The sequence below is a fragment of the Acinetobacter sp. YH12252 genome (genome assembly GCF_013417365.1).
Taxonomy (GTDB): domain Bacteria; phylum Pseudomonadota; class Gammaproteobacteria; order Pseudomonadales; family Moraxellaceae; genus Acinetobacter; species Acinetobacter towneri.
This window is the reverse complement of sequence record NZ_VPEA01000001.1, coordinates 111,364-135,428: the sequence shown is the minus strand read 5'-3', so window position 1 is coordinate 135,428 and position 24,065 is coordinate 111,364. Positions and strand designations below refer to the sequence as shown.

The following is a 24,065-nucleotide window of genomic DNA, read 5'->3' as shown; positions in this document are numbered from 1 at the left end:
CCTTAGTCGTTTTCTGGCATTGCCGTATCTGAGTTGATCTTGTTAATGCTGTCTATGCAACAATTAGTAGGCCGCATTTTCACTGCGTAACACGTCTACCAATTGTTTAAAGTCTTCAGGCCACGGCGCTTCAAACATCATTTCTTCTTGAGTACGTGGATGCACCAAACCGAGTTTGACGGCATGTAAGGCCTGACGTTTAAAGTTACGCAAGGTATCGTTTAATAATGCCGATGCGCCTGCTGGCACACGTACACGTGGCGTATAAACAGGATCGCCAACCAAACCATAACCAATATAACTTAGATGCACACGAATTTGATGAGTACGTCCAGTTTCCAAACGCGCCTGAACACGAGTGAAATGCTGAAAGCGTTCTTTAACATTGTAATGTGTGACGGCGTCTTTGCCGCCCGGCAAAACAGCCATTTTCACTCGATCTACAGGATGGCGTTTAATCGGTTCATCAACCGTGCCGCCTGCAATCATGTTGCCATACACCACCAAGTCGTATAAACGATAAACTGATTTCTTCGCCAGTTGTTTGGTTAAAGCAAACTGTGATTCTAAGTTCTTCGCTACGACCAACAAGCCTGAAGTGTCTTTATCAATACGATGCACCAAGCCTGCACGGGTCAATTCGGCAGATTTAGGATAATGATGCAGCAAGGCATTCACCAAAGTTCCTGAGCTATTACCAGCTCCAGGATGCACCACCATGCCCACAGGCTTATTGATCACAATGATGTCATCATCTTCATAAATAATATCGAGTGGAATATCTTCAGGCAGACTACGGGTTTGCGCTTCAAGCTCCACCTCTAAAGTCAAAAGCTCATCGCCTTCGCACTTATATTTAGGTTTGACCGTGTTACCATTTACCAACAAATGACCGTCTTTCAGCCACTGTTTTAGCTTTTCACGTGAAAATTCACTCCAAATGATCGCGGCAACCTGATCGATACGTAGTCCCAAATGGCTGTCATCCAATTGAAATTGCAACGATAAACGTGTTGCAGTTGAGTCTGAAGTATGGTTATCTGCATCCTCAGCATCTTCAAGTAAATTGAACTCAGTTTCAGGTAAATTGGAATGGGTAGATTGTGCTTGACTCATTTGCTCATTCAGACAAAAGTGGTTTAATAGCGCAATTGTAGCTCATTGCCCGTATTAACAGAGGAATTTTTATGTCGCTACCACGTTATAAAATAACAATGCTTGCTCTTTCACTCGGCGTTGCGTCTGCAATTGTGGGCTGTAGCAGCAATCCAAAAAAAGAAGTGGTCGATACTGGTCCGCAGTCTAGCGAACAGGTTTATATTGAAAAAGCAGAAAAAGCACTGGATCGTGGTCAATATACCGATGCGGTGAAGCATCTTGAAGCTTTAGAAACATATTACCCAACAGGTGATTATGCGCAGCAGGCGCAGCTTGAATTATTGTATGCAAAATTCCAGCAAAAAGATTATGAAGGTGCAATTGCAGTTGCAGATCGTTTTATCCGCATGAACCCGCAGCATCCTAAAGCCGATTATGCCTACTATGTGCGTGGCGTGGCGAATATGGAACAAAACTATGATGGTTTGTTGCGCTATACCTCACTCAAGCAATCGCACCGTGATGTCAGCTATTTAAAAGTGGCTTATCAAAACTTTGTTGATTTTATTCGTCGCTATCCTTCAAGTACTTATGCGGTAGATGCTGCACAGCGTATGCAGTTTATTGGTCAAGAACTGGCTGAAGCTGAAATGAATGCAGCACGTTACAACATTAAACGTAAAGCATGGGTCGCTGCAGTTGAGCGTTCTTTGTGGGTGATTGAACACTATCCACAAACGCCACAAATTCCTGAAGCTTTGGCAACCGTTGCTTATGGTTATGGCAAATTGGGTGATCAGGCAACAGCACAACAATATATTGATGTGTTGAAACTGAACTATCCAAACCTAGTCAAAGCTGATGGTAGCGTGAACTTGCGTGCTGCCCGCCACGATGCAAGCTGGATTAACCGTGCCACTTTGGGTATTTTTGGACGTGAAGCAAAAAGCAGTACCGAAGCACAGCAATCCGAGGCCAATACACAAGCAGCACCATCACGCAGCTTAACCAACCGTTTAAGTTTTGGTTTGTTAGATCGTCCTAAGTCTCAAAACGATAGTGCTGAATAGAATAAGCTCAAGCTAATTGAACAATATTGAAAAATACCAAAGGCAAGTTATGATACTTGCCTTTTGTTTGACTAGGGCTTGTTTCAAACAGCAGAAACAGCTACAAAAGAGAATAATTCTGCTAGCACTGACTTCAGTTTTCGACCTGTTCGGCAAAAACTGCTTTCAAACCAATTAAGAGATAAAAGACCAAAACGTATGGCCATTCCACAACACACGATTGATCAAATTCTAGATCGCACTGATATTGTCGATCTGATTGGTCAGCGCGTGAAACTAAAAAAAACAGGTCGTACCTATTCGGGCTGTTGCCCATTCCATCAGGAAAAAACACCGTCTTTTCACGTCTACCGTGACAAGCAGTACTATCATTGCTTTGGTTGTCAGGCCAACGGTAACGCCATCCGTTTTTTAATGGATATTGATAACCGAAATTTTGTAGATGTCATGAAAGACTTAGCCAGTCAAACAGGCATCGAACTCCCGAAAGATCAGCACGACAGCAAAAAACTCTCCTATAAACGTGAAGCCAAAAAGCCAGCAACAATTACAAAGCCAAAACCGCCTGTAAAAGATCAGCAGGAAACTGCTGCGGCTCCAACTGCAACAAACGAACATGCTAATGATGCTGACACGAGTGTGGGAATCGACTTTGATCCTTTTGCCGAGTTTCAAAGCACTGAATACTCAAGTTCTGAATTTCAGAACAGTACAGACCCGTTTGCAGGTTTTGAACAATGGGACGCCATACAGGAAACACCTGCGCAGGAAGGTAACTTATACGACTTGCTCGAAAACGTGGCTCAATATTATGAGCAGCAATTACCGCATAGCCCTGCTGCACAACAGTATTTCCAAAAACGTGGTTTAACTGCACAGACCCTGCAATTCTGGCGTTTGGGCTATGCACCTGAAGACTGGCAACATTTGGAAAAAGCCTTTCCACAAGACATTGCAGGCTTAAAGCTTCTGGGCTTGATTCGTACCAGTGACAAGGGACGTGACTTCGATTTATTACGTGATCGGGTGATTTTCCCAATCCGTGACAGCAAAGGTCGTGTAGTCGGTTTTGGTGGCCGTGCACTCAATGATGAAATCAAGCCCAAATACATTAACTCGCCCGACTCGGAAGTCTTTCATAAAAACCAATTGCTCTATGGTTTATATGAAGGCCGCAAACAAAAAGCCCAAGATTATTTAATGGTCGAAGGCTATATGGATGTGATTGCCTTGCAGCAATACGGCATTCATGGTGCTGTAGCGACACTCGGTACAGCCAGTAATACCGATCATTTAAACATTCTATTCCGCCAAAACAACCGCATTACCATCGCGTTTGATGGCGATGCCGCAGGTCAAAAAGCCGCACGTCGTACACTGGAAATTGCACTGCCTTTGCTCAATGATGGACGTGAACTGAAGTTCTTTGTTTTACCCAATGAGCACGACCCTGACTCACTTATTCGTCGTGAAGGCATCGAAAATTTCCGACGTTTATTAGATCAAGCACCTTTGCTATCAGATTTTGTCTTTGCGCATCTCACCCAAAACCATAATATCAGTACCCCTGAAGGCAAAAGTCAGGTCATGGGTGAACTGCGGCAGTTGACCGAACTTTTGCCCAAAACGGGTTCTTATCGCTATTTGCTGCAACAGTTTTTCCGTGAAAAGTTAGGCTTTAACCGTAAATGGCAGGCACAGACCAATAATGATGCATCCCTAAGTTTTAGCACCAAAGTCGATGCCGAAGAATATGTGATTGCGATTTTGATCAATCATCCGTATTTATATATTCACTTCGAGCCTTTACGTGCACTGATTCCGAGTGATCACTTACTGCATCAAATTTTAAATATTTTAAATATTATTTTTGATGACTTACCGGATGATCCAGAACAGGCTAAATATTATATTTTAGGTGCATGTGCAGCCTATCATTTTGAGTTACAACGTATTTTGCAACAAGCTAATGTCAGTGATTACACGACTTCTCCTGAACACGTCGATAAATTGGCGCAGGATTTTTCGACCAAATTGCAATACGACTGCTTACAGCAAAAAATTCGCTCCAAAAAATTCAGCAGCATTGAAGAAATGAAGCGCTTGAAACATCAAATTTATGAAATTGATAAAAAAAGATCGCTGACCTTGTTAGAGGAATAAGCGATCTGATTAGATTAAGTTTGTATCATCAAAAATCTTTTTTGTGAATCACGTTAATCTTGCTTATTTGCGACGATGTTTGGCAGTCGCTGCTAAATTTTCCTGCATAAACTCAAAACATTCAGGCTCATCACCTTTGGCTGCTTCACGCAATAAAATAGAAGTTGGATGCAGCAGTTTTTGGGTTAAACGATAGGAAAATTCTTGCATAACTTGTGCAGCATCTTCACCTTTGGCAATACGCGCCATCGCCAAATTTAATTCTTCCTGACGCAAGCTTTCGCCATGTTCACGGTAAGCATGAATGGTCGCACCTGCTTGCTGAACTTTTTGATGGGTCACCAACTCAGTCACAAGCTGATTGACCATTAGCTCTGCTTCCACAGCCGCCTGACGACGCTGCGCCAAGTTTTCATCAATCACGCTTTGCAGGTCATCGACCCCGTACAAATACACGCCATCCAAATTTTCAATTTTAGGATCAATATCACGTGGTACGGCCAAATCGACCAACAACATTTGCTGATAGCGACGTTTCTTTAACGCTGCTTTCACTTCAGGATAAGCAATCACCTGATGCAAACTACCCGTACAGCTTGAAATTACATCAGCGCGGTGTAAATTGGCTGCTAACCGATCAAATTCAATAATTTCAACTTCAACCCGATGCGCAATTTCTTGTGCCAAAGTTTCGGCGCGGGCGCGGGTACGGTTACAAATTAAAATTTTAGCGACGCCCATCTCAGCTAAATGCTTCGCTACAAGGCTATTCATTTCGCCTGCTGCCACCACCATCACGGTTAGTTTTTCAGGATGGCTAAATACTTGTAACGCCAGTTGCGCTACCGCATAACCCATCGACACAGCATGGCTGCCTACGGCAGTTTCTGAACGTACCCGTTTGGCAGCATAAAACGCATATTCAAAAATTCGGTTGAGTTGTTGCGAAACCGTATGTGAGTCTTTGGCTAAAGACAGCGCAGTTTTGACCTGACCTAAAATTTGCGGCTCACCCAACATGAGTGAATCTAGCCCACTGGCTACGCGCATTAAATGCGACACCGCCTGTGCATTTTCATAACGATAAACATGACGACTCAATTGCTTCGCATCAATACCATTGACGTGTGCAAGCCAATCCAACACCTGTTCTGGATGTTCAGACATGGCGTAGACTTCGGTACGGTTGCAGGTAGACACCACCACCAAATCATTCAGTTCGGGATGTTGGCTTTGCTCAGCAAGTAAGGCACTTAACTTTTCTGGGTTAAATGCAATTTGCTCGCGCAACTCTACAGAGGCGGTTTGATGGTTGACACCCAATGCAAAGAAAGACATATCAGATCATCATTTCGCTAAATTTATGCTATTGTGCAATAACGGTGTCATAAAAAGCATTACTTGGATCAAGAAAAATTGCGTCAAACAAATAGCCGACCATACGGCGCGACAATTAAGCAATATTCTACCACATTCTTACTGGTCGGTAGCATGGCTTCAGTTGCTCATCTTAGAGCATCTGAAGAAATTTATCATGCAAATTCAAATTATAATGCGGTAAAACAAACCATGGTGGCAGAATTTGCCTTGGCTTATGGCGATATTCCAACTGCATTACACAACTACACGGTCTTGGCAATTAAGAACAATTCGACTTCCATTAAACAACGCGCCCTGAATATTGCCATTGAACAAAATGACCTACGTGCCGCATTAGATATTGCAACACATTGGGTGGTACAAGAACCATCCGATGTCCCTGCACTGTTTTATTTGGCGCACATTGCACTCAAAGCGCATGAATATGACTTGGCTGCAGAAACCTTAGATAAAATTCTAAATATTGATGCCACGGCTGACTTAGAACAAATTTTGGCGGGAATTTCCCCTGAATCTGTAGAAGACCGTGAATTTCTGATTCAAGCCCTGCGCACCAGCAAAGCCAAAGACAATCCATCTATTTTGGTATTGATTGCAGGTTTAAAAGCGCAAAATGGACAATATCAAGCCGCGCTCGACACCATTAACAGAGCGTTGCGCAAACGCCCGAAAGTCACTGGCTATATTTTAATGAAAGCCAATTTGTTGAGCGTACTTGGCAATGAAGAAGAAACGGCAGCTTGGTATGCAAAATCCAGCCGTAAACACAAAAATAATTTTGAAGTCCGTTTAGCCGAAGCCAAATATTTGGTCAAAAAAAATGAAGCAACTTTGGCGCTAACAAAGCTAGAAGCTATTTTAAAAAAATGGCCTACGGAAGATGAAGCCTTATTTATTGCAGGTTTGACCAGTATTGACTTGAAACAATACGAAAAAGCCGAAAAATATTTAGTAGAGTTGCGCTATTCAGCCCAATATCAAAACGAAGCCTATTTCTATTTGGCAGTCAATGCCGAGCGTAAACAGCACTTTGAAACAGCCAAAGCCTATTATCGTTTGGTCGATGGTAGCCTCTATACGGTTTCACGTCGCAACATGATCAGTATTTTTGCCCAGCAAGATAAACTGAACGATGCTCTGCGCTTTTTAACGCAGGAACGGGTCAACTATCCGCAGCACGCCAGTTTTTTATATCAGGCACAGGCCGATATTTTAAAACGTATGGATAATAAAAAAGCAGCACTGCGTTTGTTAGATGAAGCCATCAAAAACCTGCCCGATGATCCTGACCTGATCTATTCAGAAGTCTTACTATTGGATGCACATCAGGAAAAAGACAAACTGGATCAACTGCTCACCAAGTTACTGGAAATTGAGCCGAACAGCCCAACCTATTTAAATGCCTACGCCTATACTCTTGCACTGCAAAATCGTCGTTTGGATGAAGCGCGTCGCTATGTAGAGCAAGCACTTGAGTTTGCACCTGAACAAGCCTCTATTTTAGATACTTTAGGTTATGTCAGCTATTTGCAAAATGACTACACTGCTTCGGCACAGGCTTTGGAAAAAGCCTACGCGCTGAGTCATAGTGCCGCGATTGGCTCACGTTATGCAAAATCGTTGTATATGCAAGGAGATATTCAAAAATTCAGCCAAGTGTTACAACAATTACAACAAAATCATCCGAATGATCCGCAATTGCAACAATTAAATTCGCTATTGTTAGCGCAGCCCGTTAAAAAGAGTTAAGTGATTTTATGCGTTTATTCTCAAAATTAGGTCTTACCCTGTTTGTCAGTACCAGTCTGTTCATCACAGGTTGTCAGCCTTTTGTGCAATCTCCTGCCCATGTTTCACAGCAAGTTGAAGCCGAAAATCAGTTTAACCTACAAGGCAAAATTGGTGTGCGCACTCCGCAGCAATCTGGCAGTGCCTTTTTTACTTGGGTACAGCAGCAACAGCAGTTTGATATTGAACTGAGCGGCATTTTGGGCGTTGGTAAAACGCAAATTAGCGGACAACCAGGACAAGTCACCCTCAACAGTGCCAAAACAGGGATAATTTATGCCGAAAGTCCTGAAGAACTGTTAGAACAAGCCACAGGTTGGCAAGCGCCCATCACCCACTTGGTCGATTGGGTACAAGCCCGACCTGCAACGGTCAATGCCCAAATTCAAAAAGACCCCCAACAGCGCCCGACTCAATTTATTGAAGATGGTTGGACGGTCGATTTGAGCTATAACGACAGTGCCAGTTTGCCAAACCGTCTGATTTTGAAACAAGCACTTGAATCAGGGCAAGAAAACCGTATTACAATGCTCATCCAAAATCGTTAATCACTTGCCAAGTTTCGCCATGATTCGTGTACCCTCACCTGCCAAATTAAATCTGTTTTTGCACATTACGGGTCGTCGTGAAGACGGCTACCATGAACTGCAAAGTATTTTTCAATTGATTGATTTATATGACTGGCTGGAATTTGAAGTGAATGACACAACTGATATTCACATTCAGGGCTTAAATAGTGTCGATTTAGAGCAAAACCTGATTTATAAGGCCACGCAAATTTTAAAGCCATACGCCAAACAAGCGACTGGGTTAAATATTGCGATTGAAAAGCACATCCCAATGGGTGCAGGGCTTGGCGGTGGCTCATCTAATGCGGCAACCACGCTAATTGTGGTCAATCAGCTGTGGCAATGTGGCTTAGAAATTGACCAATTGGCGGAATTGGGTTTGCAACTAGGTGCAGATGTTCCCATTTTTGTACATGGGCTTAATGCATGGGCAGAAGGCATTGGTGAACGGTTAACATTCATAGACTTAGCCCCGAAACAATATATTGTGTTAAAACCTGACTGTTTTATCAGCACTCAACTACTTTTTTCACAAAAAACATTGACAAGAAACTCGAAGCCCACTAAATTCTGCGGCTATCAGATAAAGCCATCTGACTTTGGAAATAATTTTGAGCCTGTGGCACGAAGTTTATATCCTGAAGTCGATGAAGCAATGCGTTATTTAGACCAATTTGGTCAAGCAAAGCTTACAGGTACAGGTGCTTGTGTTTTTACTGAAGTGACTGCAGAAATGAATGTTGAATACATTTTGGCAAACTCACCATGTACCGCGTACTGCGTGAATAGCCTAGATGAATCTCCATTACGACATTTCACAGTACAATAGGGGTATCGCCAAGTGGTAAGGCACCGGTTTTTGATATCGGCATCCGTTGGTTCGAATCCAGCTACCCCTGCCATCTCTTTCACCTGTAGATTACTGTATTAGGGGTATCGCCAAGTGGTAAGGCACCGGTTTTTGATATCGGCATCCGTTGGTTCGAATCCAGCTACCCCTGCCATCTTACAGTGATCAAATCTAGGGGTATCGCCAAGTGGTAAGGCACCGGTTTTTGATATCGGCATCCGTTGGTTCGAATCCAGCTACCCCTGCCATTTTCTCGCATTAGACAGAACCCCCAATATTAGCGCTATACTGTTAATTTACCTTGACAGAACGCCGTAAAAATATTAAAGTTCTGCCGCATTAGGGGTATCGCCAAGTGGTAAGGCACCGGTTTTTGATATCGGCATCCGTTGGTTCGAATCCAGCTACCCCTGCCATCTATTCCTACATACACCAACCGCCAAGGGTGCTTCATGCCCAATCTTGTCGTTTTTAGTGGAACCGCGCATCCACAATTCGCTCAAAAAGTCGTAAGCCACTTGCACATTCCTTTAGGTGCTGCATCAGTTTCTACCTTCTCTGATGGTGAGATTGCTGTAGAGATTACCGAGAATGTCCGTGGTAAAGACGTATTTATCGTACAACCTACTTGTGCGCCAACCAATGACAACCTAATGGAAATCTTGGTGATGGCTGATGCTTTGCGTCGTGCAAGTGCTGGTCGTATTACTGCCGTTATTCCTTACTTCGGTTATGCCCGCCAAGACCGTCGTCCTCGTTCTACACGTGTTCCAATTACAGCCAAAGTGGTTGCAGATATGCTAACGACTGTAGGGATTGACCGTGTAGTGATGATTGACTTGCACGCAGACCAAATTCAAGGTTTCTTCGACATCCCTGTAGACAACATTTATGGTACGCCTGCGCTATTGGCTGACCTGCGTCAACAGTCACACGACAATCTCATGGTAGTTTCACCAGACGTTGGTGGTGTGGTTCGTGCGCGCGCTGTTGCAAAACAAATGGGTGATATCGATCTTGCAATTATCGATAAACGTCGTCAAAAAGCGAATGAATCACAAGTGATGCATTTGATTGGTGATGTAAAAGATCGTGACTGTGTCATTGTAGATGACATGGTGGATACTGCAGGTACATTATGCAAAGCTGCCGATGCACTTAAAACTTTTGGTGCTCGCCGCGTTGTTGCTTATGCTACCCACCCTGTACTTTCAGGCAAAGCGATTGAAAACCTGAAAAATTCTGTGATTGATGAACTGGTTGTTACAGACACCATTCCTCTTTCAGAAGAAGCTCAAGCACTTGGTAAAATTCGTCAAGTGTCTGTTGCGAGCATGGTTGCAGAAACAATTCGTCGTATTAACAACGAAGAATCTATTAGCGCAATGTTCGATTCTTATCTATAATAGAGCGCTGAATTTTCAAAGCCCTGCCAATTGGCAGGGTTTTCTATCACTAGATTGGTCGCAGATCTAGTTTATTTAAACTCAAAATAAGGATGTCTATCATGGCAAACTTCGTATTAAACGCTCAAGCGCGTGAAGCAGCTAACCAAGGGAAAGGTGCGAGCCGCCGCCTTCGTCACGCTGCATTAGTTCCAGCTATCATTTATGGTGGCGACGCTGAGCCTGTAACAATCACTTTAGAACTTCGTGAGCTTGTAAAAGCTTTAGAAAGCAATGCTTTCTTTGAAGAAGTTGTAGAAATCAAAGTAGGCGACAAAGTTGAAAACGTGAAAATCCAAGCGTTACAACGTCACCCTGCTAAAAACACACCTATGCACGCTGACTTCAAACGCGCATAAGTGTTCATGGTATAATTAGTGGCTAATATTTCACTGATTGTTGGTTTGGGCAACCCTGGTAAAGAGTATGCCCAAACCCGCCATAATGCAGGCTTCTGGTTTGTAGAACGCCTTGCAGATCAATATGGCATTACATTAAAAGCCGATCCTAAATTTCACGGGATCAGCGGACGTGGTAATATCGAAGGTCAAGACGTTCGTCTGTTATTACCCACAACCTTTATGAATCGTTCTGGTCAAAGTGTTGTTCCCTTCGCCAAATTCTATCAAATTGCACCTGAAGCAATGCTGATTGCTCATGATGAACTGGATATGAACCCAGGGATCATTCGCCTAAAAACGGGTGGTGGTCATGGTGGACATAATGGTTTACGTGACATCGTGCCGCACACAGGTCCAAACTTCCATCGTTTACGCATTGGTATTGGGCATCCGGGTTCAAAAGAACGCGTGTCTGGTCATGTACTGAGCAAAGCACCAAGTAGCGAGCAAACTTTAATGGATGATGCACTTGCACATGCATTAGGTCGTATCAAGTTACTGGTCAATGGCGAAGTACAACAAGCCATGAATCAAATCAATGCCTATAAACCGAACTGATGAATCCACAATTGTTGAACAATCACACTTGCCATGTCGCAATTTTCAGAGCAAAATGCGCTTTCTGCTCGGAACTGACATCCAGCAAGCAGTGTTTGAATTCAACCATAAGATAAAATCTTAGGTCCACTAAGGAGACGCTCACCATGCTATCTCGTTTATTAAAATGCAAAATCCACCGTGCTTTTGTAACTCATGCAGAACTTCACTACGAAGGTTCATGTGCAATTGACGGAACACTCATGGATTTGGCTGGCATTCGTGAATATGAAGAAATCCACGTATGGAACGTGACCAATGGTAAGCGCTTCACAACTTATGCAATTCGTGGTGAAGACAACTCAGGCATCATTTCAGTCAATGGTGGTGCTGCACACCAAGCCGATGTAGGCGATATTATTATTATTGCAACCTTTGGTGACTTCACTGAAGCAGAAGCCAATGCGCACGAACCACGTTTGGTCTATGCAAACCCAGACAATACCGTGAGTCACACTGCAAACTGTATTCCTGTACAAGTGGCTTAAGCCATTCCTGTACAAAATAAAAAAACTCGCAAATTTTGCGAGTTTTTTTATGGTTCAATAAAAGTCTTTCTAGCCTTTAATCGCAAGAATTACAAATTAATCATCTTGCAAGCTATGCAATAAGCTATGGCTAATACCATCAGCCCTTAAAAATGCAAAATCATAACTTGCGGTTGCAAGCGCCAACACGCGACGTTCAAACTCCTGCCACAAAGGTCGCACTTCTTTGTAGTGAATGCCCAAGCCGCTTTCATCGGTAAAATGTCGATTTTTTTCACAAATTTTCAGTGCATGGTACAGCTTACGCCCTTTTGAAGCATCATCGCGTAAACGCACACGCTTAGAGCGGATAAACCCTTCGACATGACGCAAGTCAGCAAAAGGCAACATAGGCACTAAAATCTGATCAAGCTGTGCATCTAAACGACGCCAAACGGCAGTGTGTTGTTCAGACGTATAACTGTTCCATTGAATCACTTCATGGTTAAAGCGACGGCAACCTCGACAGACAGCATCACCAAACACCGTAGAACAACGACCTGCACACGGGGTTAAAGTGGCAATTTGACGATCCTTACTCAACACAACACTCCAATATTTAACAACACCTGTTGGCGCATCAACATGAACACAACATTCTTCTTTGAAACGAGTGGCATCATACCCCGTTCTGCTACATTTTTAAAATGTTGTGTCGTGCTTTAAAAACCATGTACCGCACTCGGTTTTCTCGCATATTCACACAAAGCAGGTTAGAATATGCGCCTTAAATTTTTGTCTTTCATCTATTGGAGTACTCCATGAACGCTACTGTAGAACAGCTTGCACCTGTAGAACAGCCAGCGACCACGACTTGGGTTGTTGCCGCACTTTATCAATTCAAAGAAGTTGCAGATCCTGCCGATCTTCAACAACGCTTATTAGATTTGGTAAATTCAATCAACCTTTGCGGTACTCTCATTGTGGCAGGTGAAGGCATTAATGGAACTGTAGCGGGTGATCGTGCCGCGATTGATCAAGTTCACCAATTTCTGTTGGATGAAGGCTTTACCGCAATGGAATACAAAGAGTCACATAGCTCTGAAAAGCCATTCCGTAAAATGAAAATCAAGCTGAAAAAAGAAATTGTGACTTTGGGTGTAGAAGTAAAACCACGTGATTTAGTCGGTCACTACCTAGACCCGAAAGAATGGAATGAACTGATTGCTCGTGACGATGTCATTCTGATTGATACCCGTAATGACTATGAATACAAAGCAGGAACGTTTAAGGGCGCAATTGACCCGAAAACCGAAACTTTCCGTGAATTTCCAGAATATGTGAAACAAAACCTAGAACAGCATAAAGATAAAAAAATTGCGATGTTCTGCACAGGCGGGATTCGTTGTGAAAAATCGACCTCTTTATTGTTGCAAGAAGGTTTTACCGAGGTTTATCACTTAAAAGGTGGCGTACTTAAATACTTAGAAGAAACACCAGCCGATGAAAGCTTATGGGAAGGTGAATGTTTCGTATTTGATGGCCGTACTGCGGTGACACATGGTATGCAAGAAGGTCAAAACACCAAATGTCATGCTTGCGGTTGGCCATTACTGCCTGAAGAAGTTGAATTACCAAGCTATGAACACGGTGTATCTTGTGTGTACTGTATTGATAAAACCAGTGAGAAACAAAAAGAAGGTTTCCGTATGCGCCAATCACAAATTGCCGCAGCTAAACGTAAACGTCTGTAATCCGTACAGGCTCATACACATCAACAAGGTCTAACAAAAGCCATGTTGATGTTGTATCGACCACTCTAATCATATTGAAAAAGTCCTCATCCAGTATGGGGATTTTTTATGTCTACATATATGCTTCACGCAAGATTACATAGAACATAAAAATACAACGCTTGTTTACCAAGCATTGCGCAATATCCCCAGATTGGGTGATAGCATTCAATCAAAATAAGCCACAAAATCTGTGGCTATATTGGTGCAGATGTTCAGCACAAACTCAACATCTCCCATAACCCAAAATTCAAGGATCGTTATGTATTCCTAAATTTATATGCCGCAATCAGGAGTGACGCTATGCCTAAAACAACAATTTCAAATTCAATGCACACACTACGTTTTACGCCTGTAAAATCTGTGACTGCTACGCATAGCACAACAATGCAAGATGGTTTGGAACATGAATCTCATACTTTTATTGTGGCTTTAGGTGCAATTTTAGGCGGTATTATTGCGGCATTTGTTGGCTATCATCTACAAGCGCATTTCTTGAATTACGCCCTGCTCTGTGCCATTCCTATACTTGTGGCATATAGCTTAAGACGTGTATATATCTATACCCTGACCCATGCAGAGCTTGATTAAGTCTAAATTGCGCAAGACTTTACTGTTCGTCCAATACTGCTTAGGATAGAAGCACTTTTCTAAAGCACAACTTGCATGAACTTAACTGAATGGATTATTTCCATTATGGAACAACTGGGCTACCTTGGTATTGCCCTGTTAATGTTTCTGGATAATGTTTTTCCACCCGTTCCTTCTGAAATTATTATGCCCTCTGCAGGCTATTCTGCATCGCAAGGGCAATTACTGCTATTGGGTGTCATCATTGCAGGCTGTATCGGCTCGTTGTTCGCAGCGGCAGTGTTATATTGGGTAGGTTATCGCTGCAAACATGAAAGTATTTACCACTGGGTCAATCGCTACGGTAAATATCTATGGATTAAAGAACAAGACGTCCGAAACTCCCTGCATTGGTTTGAACAATATGGACATCGGATTGTATTTTTTGGGCGCATGATTCCCGCTATTCGTTCTCTCATCAGTATTCCTGCAGGCATGAGCCACATGCCATTTTGGAAATTTATGTTTTATAGTGGTTTAGGCACAATTATTTGGACCACTTTTTTAGCTTGCGTGGGTTATTATTTTGGTGAAAACCAACAATTGATGCAGCAAATTTTCAGTCAGGTCAGCCATGTCATTATAGGCTTGGTGCTCTTAGTCATCGCAATTATTTTATACCGTAGGCATCGCCGTAAAATGCGTGACTAATGCTTGTGTTGCTGCGCAATTGAATCAATTTTTTGGGGAAAATCAGACATGAAACCATATTTATTATTTTTTGCTGCGGTTTACAGTATTACGCTGGTCTTACTCATTACCGTATTGATTTTTGGTCTGAACTTAGGTGGCTTGACCTTGCTCCCTGCATTAATTGCCGCAGCATTCATTAGCGCAGGACATTTTGTCAAAAAAGAACAACGCTTACCGAGCAGTGATGAAAAAATTCAACTGGTTTGGGGCTCAAGTGCGGTGGCAATTATTATTGGTAGCTTCTTTGTGTTTTTCTTGGTGCTGATGAATCCGAATGCAGAAGCCATTTTAAAAGCTGCAGATAAAGCAGGACTAGCACTGGCTGCGGTGGTGATGCTGTGTTTGATTGCGATTCATGGTGCAGTTTTTCATGTTGCCTATGGTTGGTATGCGAACCGTTATTATCAAAAAAAGTACTTATAAGCTTACCTAAAGTACGTATTTCACACTGAACCGCAACATCAAACACTTAAAATCAACATCAGGCTGATATATCACACATAAATTTACGTCTGACATGCGCTGTAACTGAAATGCATTCTGAATAGGCTATAAGCCTACATTGTAGCAGCGTAGATTAAGCCTATTCATAGCGATTTATGAATATAGGAACGCTATAACGCATACAAAGATAAAAAGGTGATTCGCATGTCAGATTTTGAACGCAATGAAAAAATTGACCGTGATGTGGTTAAGAACTTACCAAAAGAAGAACGTGATCGCTTAAATGCCGATCCAATTACAGGAGAACCTGGTGCACACCCTGTCGGTACTGGTTTAGGTGCTGTTGGCGGTGCGGCTACTGGTGCAACAGTAGGTGCGCTGGGTGGTCCAGTAGGTGCTGTGGTCGGTGGTGCTGTAGGCGCTGTAGTGGGTGGTTTGGCAGGTAAAGGTGCAGCAGAAGTTGTGAACCCTACCGAAGAAGAAGCTTACTGGCGTACCAATAGCTTAAATACAACCTACTTTACAGAAACACGCAACCATTATCATGATTTAGATTATGATCGTGACTATCAAAATGCCTATCGCATTGGTTATGAAAACCGCCCACATTATGATACGCACACACGTTTCGAAGATGTTGAGCCCGATCTAAGAAGCAAATGGGAGCAAATTAAAGGCAGTTCACGCTTAACGTGGGAACAAGCTAAATTTGCTGTCAAAGATGCTTGGGATCGTGCGACACGCTAATTGGTAACATGATCATTGAAGCGCCATAATAAAAAACGCACTGCGATTTGCGCAGTGCGTTTTTTTTATGAGGATTACATATTACACAATATGTAAACCAAGCCATTAATCAGGCGTGTGGTACATCAAATATAATTCATTCAGGTTTTCAGGAATTTCTTCTGCAATTTCGTCCATTAACTGACCATTGCGACGGAAAGATTCCATTTGTGGATCTTCTTCATCAATGCCGCTAAACACCATCATTGGCAAAGTTAAATCAACCAATTGCTCTTCAAATTCAGGCGTAAACCATGCTTCTTCGTTTAAGAACATCGCATCGACAAAGCCAACGCTCCAATCACCCAAACTTGAATCAACTTCTGCTTCTTCAATTTCAAATGGAAACTCAATGCCTTCTTCATTGGCTAAACTTTGGCGAATGCTTTCTAACCAAGCCTGAATTTGCGCAATAATTTCAGCAGGCACTTTCTTTTGGTTGCCTTCAAACAATTCATTTAACCATGGGTCAAATTGAGGTCCAACTGCAATGGCACACAAGAAACCATGCGTTGCAGCGAAGTCTAGACCATACTCGTTTTGGTCACCATCTAGATATTCACTTAACAGGTCTAAATCTAAAGCAGTCATTTCAAATCCATCGGTGTCAATTTAGGGGTGTAGCATAGCATTTTCAATGCCAGATACAGTACCTGATTTTAGTCATCTTCATCGTCAAAATCGTCGTCATCGTCAAAATCATAATCAAAATCTTTGAGCTCACGTTCCAAACGACGTTGTGCGAGTAAATCATCAATCAAACGGCGCTTTTCTAAAGATTCTTTCGCGCTTATTTTGTTTGATGCCTCATCGAAATTAACATCATCATCACCGTAGTTATCATCTAGTTCAAAATCTGTAGAAGACACTAAAACTACCTCAGAATGAAAAAATGTGAAGGGTCTAGCCGCTATTTATCTGCCTTTATAAATATTGTCAAGTTTTATTTATTTTTTTCAAAAAACTGCAACATAGACAGCTTGCAACATTGCGGCAAATTTGTGTATTTATGAACAAGTTAGTATCATTATTTGAGATTCGCCCCAATCATAAAAATATTTTGCGGGCAAAAAGGAAATTGACTTGAAAAACAGTAATGAAGCCCCATATTCCTATCACATTCTTCATTCAAACATCATTTTAAAATCATGCTTGATTGATCAATTCACCCCCTATTTAAAGCGAATTGTGCTATCATGCACGGTTTTTCACTGCCACAGATTCAACGAAGAGTAAGCAAAGATGAGCGATATGAATTCCCCTACTTCGCAAGTAGCGGCTCTGATTAGCCGAGGCAAAGAGCAAGGTTACCTAACTTACGCTGAGGTTAACGATCATCTCCCGGACTCAATCACAGAAAGCGAGCAGATTGAAGACATTATTCAAATGCTTCAAGACGTCGGTATTCCTGTGCATGAACGTGCGCCTGAATCTGATGATGCAATGTTCGAGGATAATGCGGAAGCTGCCGACGAAGTTGCTGAAGAAGAAGCTGCAGCGGTACTTGCCTCTGTAGAAAATGAGCCTGGTCGCACCACAGACCCTGTGCGTATGTATATGCGTGAAATGGGTACGGTTGAGCTGTTAACGCGTGAAGGTGAAATTAGCATTGCGAAACGTATTGAAGAAGGGATTCGCGATGTACTTCACTCGATTGCCTACTGGCCAAACGCAGTGCAAGTGGTACTGCAAGAATATAAAGATTATGAAGCAGGCGAACGTCGCCTTGCCGATATTTTATCAGGTTATTTAGACCCTGAAACCGATGAAGAAATTCCAGAAGTTTTAGAAGACGAAGCCGATTTAGACAAAGAAGAAGACACCAGCAACAAACCAACCAAAGACGTCAAACTTGATGATGACGATGAGGAAGAAGAAGCTGAAGCCGAAGAAGAATCTGAAGCAGATTCAGGTCCAGACCCAGAAATTGCAAGAATGCGTTTTGGTGAATTGGAACAGGCTTATCTTGCAAAAATTGCTGCCATTGAAAAACATGGTCGTGAAAGTGCCGAAGCTCAAGAGGCTTTAGAAGCTTTAGCGACTGTATTCATGATGTTTAAATTTACGCCACGTTTATTCGATATTATTTCGGAAATGATTCGTGGTACACATGAACAAATTCGTACTGCTGAACGTGAAGTGATGCGTTATGCGGTGCGTCGTGGTCGTATGGATCGTACTCAATTCCGTACCTCATTCCCAGGTCAGGAATCTAACTTTGCTTGGTTAGACGAGCACATTGCCAAAGCACCTGCCGACCAAAAAGGCTATTTGGAAAAAGTACGTCCAGATATTTTGGCGTTCCAACAAAAAATTGCCGACATTGAAAAAGAGTTAGGCTTAGATGTTAAAGGCATCAAAGAAATTTCTAAGCGTATGGCAGTAGGCGAAGCCAAAGCCCGTCGTGCGAAAAAAGAAATGGTTGAAGCCAACTTGCGTCTGGTTATTTCGATTGCAAAAAAATACACCAACCGTGGTTTACAATTCCTAGACTTGATTCAGGAAGGTAACATCGGCTTGATGAAAGCGGTAGACAAGTTCGAATACCGTCGTGGTTATAAGTTCTCGACTTATGCAACATGGTGGATTCGTCAGGCGATTACCCGTTCTATTGCCGACCAAGCGCGTACCATTCGTATTCCAGTACACATGATCGAAACCATTAACAAGATCAACCGTGTATCGCGTCAATTGCTTCAGGAAATGGGTCGTGAACCGACTCCAGAAGAATTAGGCGAACGCTTGGAAATGGATGAAGTTAAAGTTCGTAAAGTTCTGAAAATTGCCAAAGAGCCGATTTCTATGGAAACGCCAATTGGTGATGATGAAGATTCACATTTGGGTGACTTCATTGAGGACAGCAACATCACCTCACCTGTTGATGCGGCAACCTCTGAAGGCTTAAAAGAAGCGACCCGTGAAGTGCTTGAAAACTTGACTGAACGTGAAGCCAAAGTTCTGAAAATGCGTTTTGGTATTGATATGCCAACCGATCATACTTTGGAAGAAGTTGGGAAGCAGTTTGATGTGACCCGTGAACGTATCCGTCAGATTGAAGCCAAAGCCTTACGTAAACTTCGTCACCCTTCTCGTTCTGAACACTTACGCTCGTTCTTGGAAAATGACTAAGATTGCTGCATAAATGAGCTATTGAAATTTTTAAATTCAGCCTCATTTATTCAACAAGACAAAAAACGCCTGCCCTATGCAGGCGTTTGATATAGAGATAGAGACACACGCTTATGACGTTATTCAACCGTACCCCATCTCGTGAACTACAAGAGCATCTTTGGGTGTTTCCAATGGATTACCCAATTAAACTCATTGGTGACGCGGGTGATGAACTGCGTATTGCTGTGCTTGAAATTTTAGTGAAGCACTTCCCTGAGTTTGATGCACAAAGCATCAGCATTACCCCATCACGCACAGGCAAGTATCATTCAATTACAGCACAATTGCGTTTTGAAGAATTGGAACAAGTGCATGCCATTTATGCAGATTTGGCAGCTTGCCCACTGATTAAAACTGCATTGTAATTTTGTAGATTGATTTTCAAATAACACGCTTTCGGGCGTGTTTTTTGTTTCTGCGCTGCCAAAATCTTATTCAATCCACAAATCCCCTACAGCCGCCACATTTTCGTATAATAAAATCAATTTCTTGCTTTTATGGATAGGACTGCATCACTGTGGATACTGCACAACGGCCAAACCTGATTATTCGTCAATATCATGACCTGACTGACTATCAAGCTCGCTTTCAGGAAATGAAAGACTGGACTGAACAACGTGATGCAGACAGCCCTGACCAACTCTGGATTTTGCAACATCCGAATGTACTGACCCAAGGGCAAGCAGGCAAAGCCGAACATATTTTAATGGCGACAGATATTCCTGTGGTACAGACTGATCGTGGTGGTCAAGTCACATGGCATGGCCCAGGCCAATTGGTCGCCTACTTCATGTTTGACCTGAACCGTTTAGGCTGGAATGTCCGTACTTTGGTATCTTATGCTGAAAACTTGATGATTGAGCTGCTTAAAAAATACGGCATTGAAGCCTATGCCAAAGCCGATGCACCAGGGGTATATGTCAATGAACGAAAAATTGGCTCACTCGGTTTTAAAATTCGTAAAGGCCGTAGTTATCACGGTTTAGCCCTCAATATTGATTGTGACTTGACTGGTTTTCAAAGTATCAACCCTTGCGGCTATGCAGGTTTGGAAATGGTACGTGTGATGGATTTAGTAAATGACTATCCACATTTTGAAAACTTCTGCGCAGATATCATTGAAACTTTACAAAACAGCGGTTACTTTAATGACGTTCAAGTCATTCACGTATAAATGGCTTTCTTTTCAATAAGAAATAAAATAGAGTATTTACTCTAAATAATGATTTATAACACAGGGATTCAGCGCGTGATTTCAACTAAATCTGTGAAACCCGCTTTGCAACTGGCCTATGTCAAACTCATGATGGATGTGATTGGCAGAGGTTTAGTCATGGCAAGTCAGGTCGATGAAGAAATTAAACAAGAAGTTGCCAAATTTCCCAGCAACTTTGTGTTGTCTATGAAAGTTTTTCCGAATGGTCCAGCCTTTGTTGCCAAAGTCACTGCAGATCATCAATTAGAACTGTTACAGAATACGGCACAAAAACCCGATTTAACCATTACCTTTAAACACTTAAATCATGCATTTTTAGTGTTTTCATTTCAGGAAAGTACCGCACAGGCCTTTGCGCATGACCGCATGATTGCCGATGGTGATGTGTCTTATGCAATTCGCTTGGTACGTTGCCTGAACAAAATGGAAGCACTGATCTTGCCTAAATTACTGGCAGAACTGGCGGTAAAACAATATCCGACTGAACTCAGCTTAAAAGAAAAACTATCAGGTGCAGCCAATATCTATCTAAAAGTTGCCCAATCTTATTTCAAACGGAGTGCATAACATGGCGAAGCCTTATTACGAATTTTTTTGCCCAGTCAAAGTCATTGCAGGTCATGCAGCGCTTGAACATATTCCGTTTGAATTGGCGACACTCGGTTCGCAGCGCCCAATGATCATTACCGACAAAGGCGTGCGTTCCAACAATTTGCTTGCACCGATTGAAGCGGCTTTTGAATCTACCGATGCCGTGATTGGCTATGTTTTTGATGATGTCCCGCAAGATTCAAGTGTGGCGACAGTTCGCCGTGCTGCGCAGTTGTACCGCGAAAACAACTGTGATGCCATTATCGCGGTGGGTGGCGGTTCAGTCATTGACACCTCTAAAGCCACCAATATTTTAGTCAGTGAAGGTGGTGATGACTTATTGCAATATTCAGGTGCGCATAACTTACCACGTCCACTGAAACCTTTTTTTGTGATTCCAACCACATCTGGAACAGGTTCAGAAGTGACTATGGTTGCGGTGGTATCCGACACAGAAAAGAACGTCAAAATGCCATTTGCATCGTATTACTTAATGCCACATGCAGCCATTTTAGACCCGCGTATGACGCAAACTTTGCCACCACATTTAACAGCAATGACGGCTATGGATGCCATGACGCACGCCATTGAGGCTTATAGTTGCATGGCAGCCAACCCAATTTCTGATGCTTATGCCACTGCAGCAATTAAAAAAATCAGCAATAACCTGTTCAATGTATTAGACAACCCAAGCGATGAACAAGGCCGTTTGGAACTGGCACAAGCATCGACTATGGCGGGGATTGCATTTTCAAATTCCATGGTTGGTTTAGTGCATTCCCTAGGTCATGCGCTGGGTGCTGTGGCACATTTGCCACATGGACTGTGCATGAATTTATTCTTGCCATACGTGTTGGAATACAACAAAGACGTCAATGCCGATAAAATTGCCGAGCTGCTATTACCGTTGGCAGGCGCAGACGTCTATGCGCAAACCCCTGCACATTTACGTGCCGATAAAACCATTGCGACACTCTTAGCCATTCGTGACCGCTTATATGCACTGACTAAATTGCCACGCACTTTACAAGAAACTGGTAAAGTCAGCGAAGCACAATTAGATGAAGTCGCTGAAAAAGCCCTGAACGATGGTTCGATTATTTACAACCCGAAAGAAGCCAATTTAGAAGAACTCAAAGCCATCTTAAAAAAGGCTTGGTAATTCCTACAAAATAGGCGAACATAGCCGAAAATCTAGCCTGATGTTTTTCTAAACATCGGGCTTTTCATTGGTAGACTGCTGCGTCTGATGTTTTTTCATCAATATGGCGTTTTTTCTGCTAAAAAAGAAAGCAAAGATACTGACAAAGCGCGTCATTATGGAGTAGATTGGCGCGTTTTTACTTTTTATGTAGGGGGGATTGTTCGTCTCAAACAATCCTGAACAAACATGACTGATCCTTGATCAACGATTAAGAGGATAACGCCGTTGACAAATATCTCTGGGACTCAATCGGCAGCTAAACTGCAAAAAACGCTAGGACTCTGGCACATTATTATTATTGGTTTAGCCTACATTCAACCGATGACGTTATTCGACACTTTCGGCTTAGTATCGGAAGAAAGTCATTTTCACGTACCCACATCTTATATTTTTGCACTGGTTGCCATTCTTTTAACTTCTTTAAGTTATGGTCACATGATTCGTCGTTATCCTTCTTCTGGGTCGGCGTATACCTATGCACAAAAATCGATTCACCCCAACGTTGGTTTTATGGTGGGTTGGTCATCTTGGCTAGATTATTTACTCTCGCCAATGGTCAACATCATCTTGGCGGTGATTTATCTGGAAGCCTTATTCCCTGATGTGAATCACTGGATTTGGGTAGTGGTACTCACGGCATTTATGACGGGTGTCAACTTGCGTGGTGCGCGTTTTGTCGCCAACTTTAACAGTATGATCGTTTTGGTACAGTTGGTGGTCATTGGCGTATTTACATGGATGATGTACACCAAACTTCAGGCAGGTTTCAATGCCGATGGTCCAATCACTGCCGAGCAACGCTATCAGTTATGGAGCTTAGAACCTTTCTGGAATGAACTGACTTCGGTAGGCGCATTGATTACAGGTGCAACCCTACTCTGCTTTTCATTTACAGGTTTTGACTCACTCAGCTCGCTTGCAGAAGAAACCAAAGACACTGAAAAAACCTTACCGAAGGCAATGTTCTTAACTGCGCTGATTGCGGGTGTGATTTTTATTGTCAGCACCTATTTCATGCAGATTTTCTTCCCGAATGAACCAGGCAGCTACTTTAAAAATATTGCTGAAACACAGCCAGAAATTCTGCTCTTGGTCGGCGGCTCGTTGTTCCAGTCATATGTGCTTGCCTTTGCTATTGTAACGGTAATGGCATCGGGTATTTCGGCTCATGCGGGCGTATCGCGTTTAATGTACGTGATGGGTCGTGATGGCGTGATCAACAAAAAAATCTTTGGTCATATCAGCCCACGTAGCTATACACCTTCATACAATATTTTAATTGTAGGTGCTGTGGCGTTAACTGCTGGTTTTATGAACTTGGATTTTGTCATTTCATTAATCAGTTTTGGTGCCCTCACCGCATTTAGCTTTGTGAATTTATCGGTGATTTCACGTTATGCGCTACGTGATGGTCGCACCAAAGGCTTTAAAGACATTCTCAATTTTGTGATCGTACCGTTGTGCGGCTTTATTGCAGTCTTTGCTTTATGGCTCGAAGTCGATGAAACTTCATTGAAGTATGGCTTATGGTGGGCGATGTTTGGGGTTTTATACCTCGGTTATAAAACCAAAGGCTTTAAACACCCTGCTCCGCAGCACAATGAGTTTGATGATCGCTAAGACAAATAGCATCACAACTTTAAGATCAGGCGCTTTATGCGCCTTTTCTTATGCCTCAAATGGATTGCAGCGTTAAATCAGCAAAATAG

General features: G+C 42.6%; 25 protein-coding genes and 4 tRNA genes. 24 read left to right on the top strand and 5 right to left on the bottom strand.

The features are described 5' to 3' along the window. Positions 1–63: 63 nt before the first annotated feature. Positions 64–1,116 (bottom strand): 23S rRNA pseudouridine(1911/1915/1917) synthase RluD, encoded by a 1,053-nt coding sequence (gene rluD, locus FTV28_RS00670; protein ID WP_179989239.1) that lies wholly within the window; start codon positions 1,114–1,116, stop codon positions 64–66. Between the two features lie 71 nt (positions 1,117–1,187). Here rluD and FTV28_RS00665 point away from each other — a divergent pair, with 71 nt between their 5' ends. Beyond that, positions 1,188–2,168 carry an outer membrane protein assembly factor BamD gene (locus FTV28_RS00665; protein WP_168418030.1) on the top strand — a complete coding sequence of 327 codons (981 nt, stop codon included), beginning with the start codon at positions 1,188–1,190 and terminating at the stop codon, positions 2,166–2,168. Between the two features lie 198 nt (positions 2,169–2,366). Next, complete coding sequence (locus tag FTV28_RS00660) at positions 2,367–4,331, top strand: DNA primase (RefSeq protein ID WP_179989238.1); 1,965 nt, start codon at positions 2,367–2,369, stop codon at positions 4,329–4,331. A 63-nt stretch (positions 4,332–4,394) separates the two neighbouring features. Here the strand turns inward: FTV28_RS00660 and hemA are convergent, their stop codons facing one another. Further along, a complete protein-coding gene (gene hemA, locus FTV28_RS00655; protein WP_154320975.1) occupies positions 4,395–5,669 on the bottom strand; it encodes a glutamyl-tRNA reductase in 1,275 nt (424 codons plus the stop codon). 78 nt (positions 5,670–5,747) lie between these two features. Between hemA and FTV28_RS00650 the strand changes: the two genes are divergently transcribed. The 11 genes from FTV28_RS00650 to panD all read left to right on the top strand — a co-directional run bounded on the left by FTV28_RS00650 (position 5,748) and on the right by panD (position 11,849). Beyond that, the gene (locus FTV28_RS00650) at positions 5,748–7,460 is read left to right on the top strand and encodes a tetratricopeptide repeat protein (RefSeq protein WP_179989237.1); all 1,713 of its coding nucleotides are present in this window, start codon (positions 5,748–5,750) and stop codon (positions 7,458–7,460) included. Between the two features lie 8 nt (positions 7,461–7,468). Next, entirely contained in the window at positions 7,469–8,047 is a 579-nt protein-coding gene (lolB, locus tag FTV28_RS00645) for a lipoprotein insertase outer membrane protein LolB (RefSeq protein WP_154320977.1), read from the top strand. 19 nt (positions 8,048–8,066) lie between these two features. Further along, positions 8,067–8,897, top strand: coding sequence for a 4-(cytidine 5'-diphospho)-2-C-methyl-D-erythritol kinase (gene ispE / locus FTV28_RS00640; RefSeq protein WP_179989236.1), 831 nt, complete (start codon positions 8,067–8,069; stop codon positions 8,895–8,897). After that, positions 8,896–8,970 (top strand) — tRNA-Gln (locus tag FTV28_RS00635). The genes ispE and FTV28_RS00635 overlap by 2 nt, the downstream gene beginning before the upstream one ends. 27 nt (positions 8,971–8,997) lie before the next feature. Then, positions 8,998–9,072, top strand: a tRNA-Gln gene (locus FTV28_RS00630). Between the two features lie 19 nt (positions 9,073–9,091). Continuing rightward, a tRNA-Gln gene (locus FTV28_RS00625) sits at positions 9,092–9,166 on the top strand. A 93-nt stretch (positions 9,167–9,259) separates the two neighbouring features. Continuing rightward, positions 9,260–9,334 (top strand) — tRNA-Gln (locus FTV28_RS00620). 36 nt (positions 9,335–9,370) lie between these two features. Beyond that, positions 9,371–10,324 carry a ribose-phosphate pyrophosphokinase gene (locus tag FTV28_RS00615; protein ID WP_004972226.1) on the top strand — a complete coding sequence of 318 codons (954 nt, stop codon included), beginning with the start codon at positions 9,371–9,373 and terminating at the stop codon, positions 10,322–10,324. 101 nt (positions 10,325–10,425) lie between these two features. Then, a complete protein-coding gene (rplY, locus tag FTV28_RS00610; protein WP_004972228.1) occupies positions 10,426–10,722 on the top strand; it encodes a 50S ribosomal protein L25 in 297 nt (98 codons plus the stop codon). Positions 10,723–10,740: 18 nt separating this feature from the next. Beyond that, positions 10,741–11,322 carry an aminoacyl-tRNA hydrolase gene (gene pth / locus FTV28_RS00605; RefSeq protein WP_004972230.1) on the top strand — a complete coding sequence of 194 codons (582 nt, stop codon included), beginning with the start codon at positions 10,741–10,743 and terminating at the stop codon, positions 11,320–11,322. A gap of 146 nt (positions 11,323–11,468) precedes the next feature. After that, positions 11,469–11,849 (top strand): aspartate 1-decarboxylase, encoded by a 381-nt coding sequence (gene panD / locus FTV28_RS00600; RefSeq protein ID WP_004972232.1) that lies wholly within the window; start codon positions 11,469–11,471, stop codon positions 11,847–11,849. Positions 11,850–11,945: 96 nt separating this feature from the next. Here the strand turns inward: panD and FTV28_RS00595 are convergent, their stop codons facing one another. Continuing rightward, entirely contained in the window at positions 11,946–12,431 is a 486-nt protein-coding gene (locus FTV28_RS00595; RefSeq protein WP_179989235.1) for a DUF1289 domain-containing protein, read from the bottom strand. Positions 12,432–12,649: 218 nt separating this feature from the next. Between FTV28_RS00595 and FTV28_RS00590 the strand changes: the two genes are divergently transcribed. From FTV28_RS00590 to FTV28_RS00570, 5 genes are all read left to right on the top strand, one after another. Beyond that, the gene (locus FTV28_RS00590; protein WP_004972236.1) at positions 12,650–13,582 is read left to right on the top strand and encodes a rhodanese-related sulfurtransferase; all 933 of its coding nucleotides are present in this window, start codon (positions 12,650–12,652) and stop codon (positions 13,580–13,582) included. Positions 13,583–13,924: 342 nt separating this feature from the next. Then, positions 13,925–14,212: a hypothetical protein gene (locus tag FTV28_RS00585; RefSeq protein WP_179989234.1), complete on the top strand. Its 288-nt coding sequence runs from the start codon at positions 13,925–13,927 to the stop codon at positions 14,210–14,212. Between the two features lie 75 nt (positions 14,213–14,287). After that, entirely contained in the window at positions 14,288–14,902 is a 615-nt protein-coding gene (locus tag FTV28_RS00580; protein WP_004972240.1) for a DedA family protein, read from the top strand. Positions 14,903–14,950: 48 nt separating this feature from the next. Next, positions 14,951–15,367 carry an ABZJ_00895 family protein gene (locus tag FTV28_RS00575; RefSeq protein ID WP_004972241.1) on the top strand — a complete coding sequence of 139 codons (417 nt, stop codon included), beginning with the start codon at positions 14,951–14,953 and terminating at the stop codon, positions 15,365–15,367. A 225-nt stretch (positions 15,368–15,592) separates the two neighbouring features. Beyond that, a complete protein-coding gene (locus FTV28_RS00570) occupies positions 15,593–16,135 on the top strand; it encodes a hypothetical protein (RefSeq protein ID WP_096901027.1) in 543 nt (180 codons plus the stop codon). A gap of 105 nt (positions 16,136–16,240) precedes the next feature. Here FTV28_RS00570 and FTV28_RS00565 read toward each other — a convergent pair whose 3' ends face one another. Next, positions 16,241–16,765: a YecA family protein gene (locus FTV28_RS00565; RefSeq protein WP_004972244.1), complete on the bottom strand. Its 525-nt coding sequence runs from the start codon at positions 16,763–16,765 to the stop codon at positions 16,241–16,243. Positions 16,766–16,833: 68 nt separating this feature from the next. After that, on the bottom strand, positions 16,834–17,043 hold the full coding sequence (locus tag FTV28_RS00560) for a PA3496 family putative envelope integrity protein (protein WP_004972246.1): 210 nt from the start codon (positions 17,041–17,043) through the stop codon (positions 16,834–16,836). 373 nt (positions 17,044–17,416) lie between these two features. Between FTV28_RS00560 and rpoD the strand changes: the two genes are divergently transcribed. From rpoD to FTV28_RS00530, 6 genes are all read left to right on the top strand, one after another. Beyond that, the gene (gene rpoD / locus FTV28_RS00555; RefSeq protein ID WP_004972247.1) at positions 17,417–19,303 is read left to right on the top strand and encodes an RNA polymerase sigma factor RpoD; all 1,887 of its coding nucleotides are present in this window, start codon (positions 17,417–17,419) and stop codon (positions 19,301–19,303) included. 113 nt (positions 19,304–19,416) lie between these two features. Next, positions 19,417–19,710: a YbeD family protein gene (locus tag FTV28_RS00550; RefSeq protein WP_004972250.1), complete on the top strand. Its 294-nt coding sequence runs from the start codon at positions 19,417–19,419 to the stop codon at positions 19,708–19,710. 152 nt (positions 19,711–19,862) lie between these two features. Beyond that, the gene (lipB, locus tag FTV28_RS00545; protein WP_004972253.1) at positions 19,863–20,519 is read left to right on the top strand and encodes a lipoyl(octanoyl) transferase LipB; all 657 of its coding nucleotides are present in this window, start codon (positions 19,863–19,865) and stop codon (positions 20,517–20,519) included. Positions 20,520–20,594: 75 nt separating this feature from the next. Further along, positions 20,595–21,128 carry a hypothetical protein gene (locus tag FTV28_RS00540; RefSeq protein ID WP_026438100.1) on the top strand — a complete coding sequence of 178 codons (534 nt, stop codon included), beginning with the start codon at positions 20,595–20,597 and terminating at the stop codon, positions 21,126–21,128. A gap of 1 nt (position 21,129) precedes the next feature. After that, positions 21,130–22,314 (top strand): iron-containing alcohol dehydrogenase, encoded by a 1,185-nt coding sequence (locus FTV28_RS00535; protein ID WP_104853139.1) that lies wholly within the window; start codon positions 21,130–21,132, stop codon positions 22,312–22,314. A gap of 267 nt (positions 22,315–22,581) precedes the next feature. After that, positions 22,582–23,976, top strand: a complete 1,395-nt coding sequence (locus FTV28_RS00530) for an APC family permease (protein ID WP_131260687.1) — start codon at positions 22,582–22,584, stop codon at positions 23,974–23,976. The last annotated feature ends 89 nt before the right edge of the window (positions 23,977–24,065 follow it).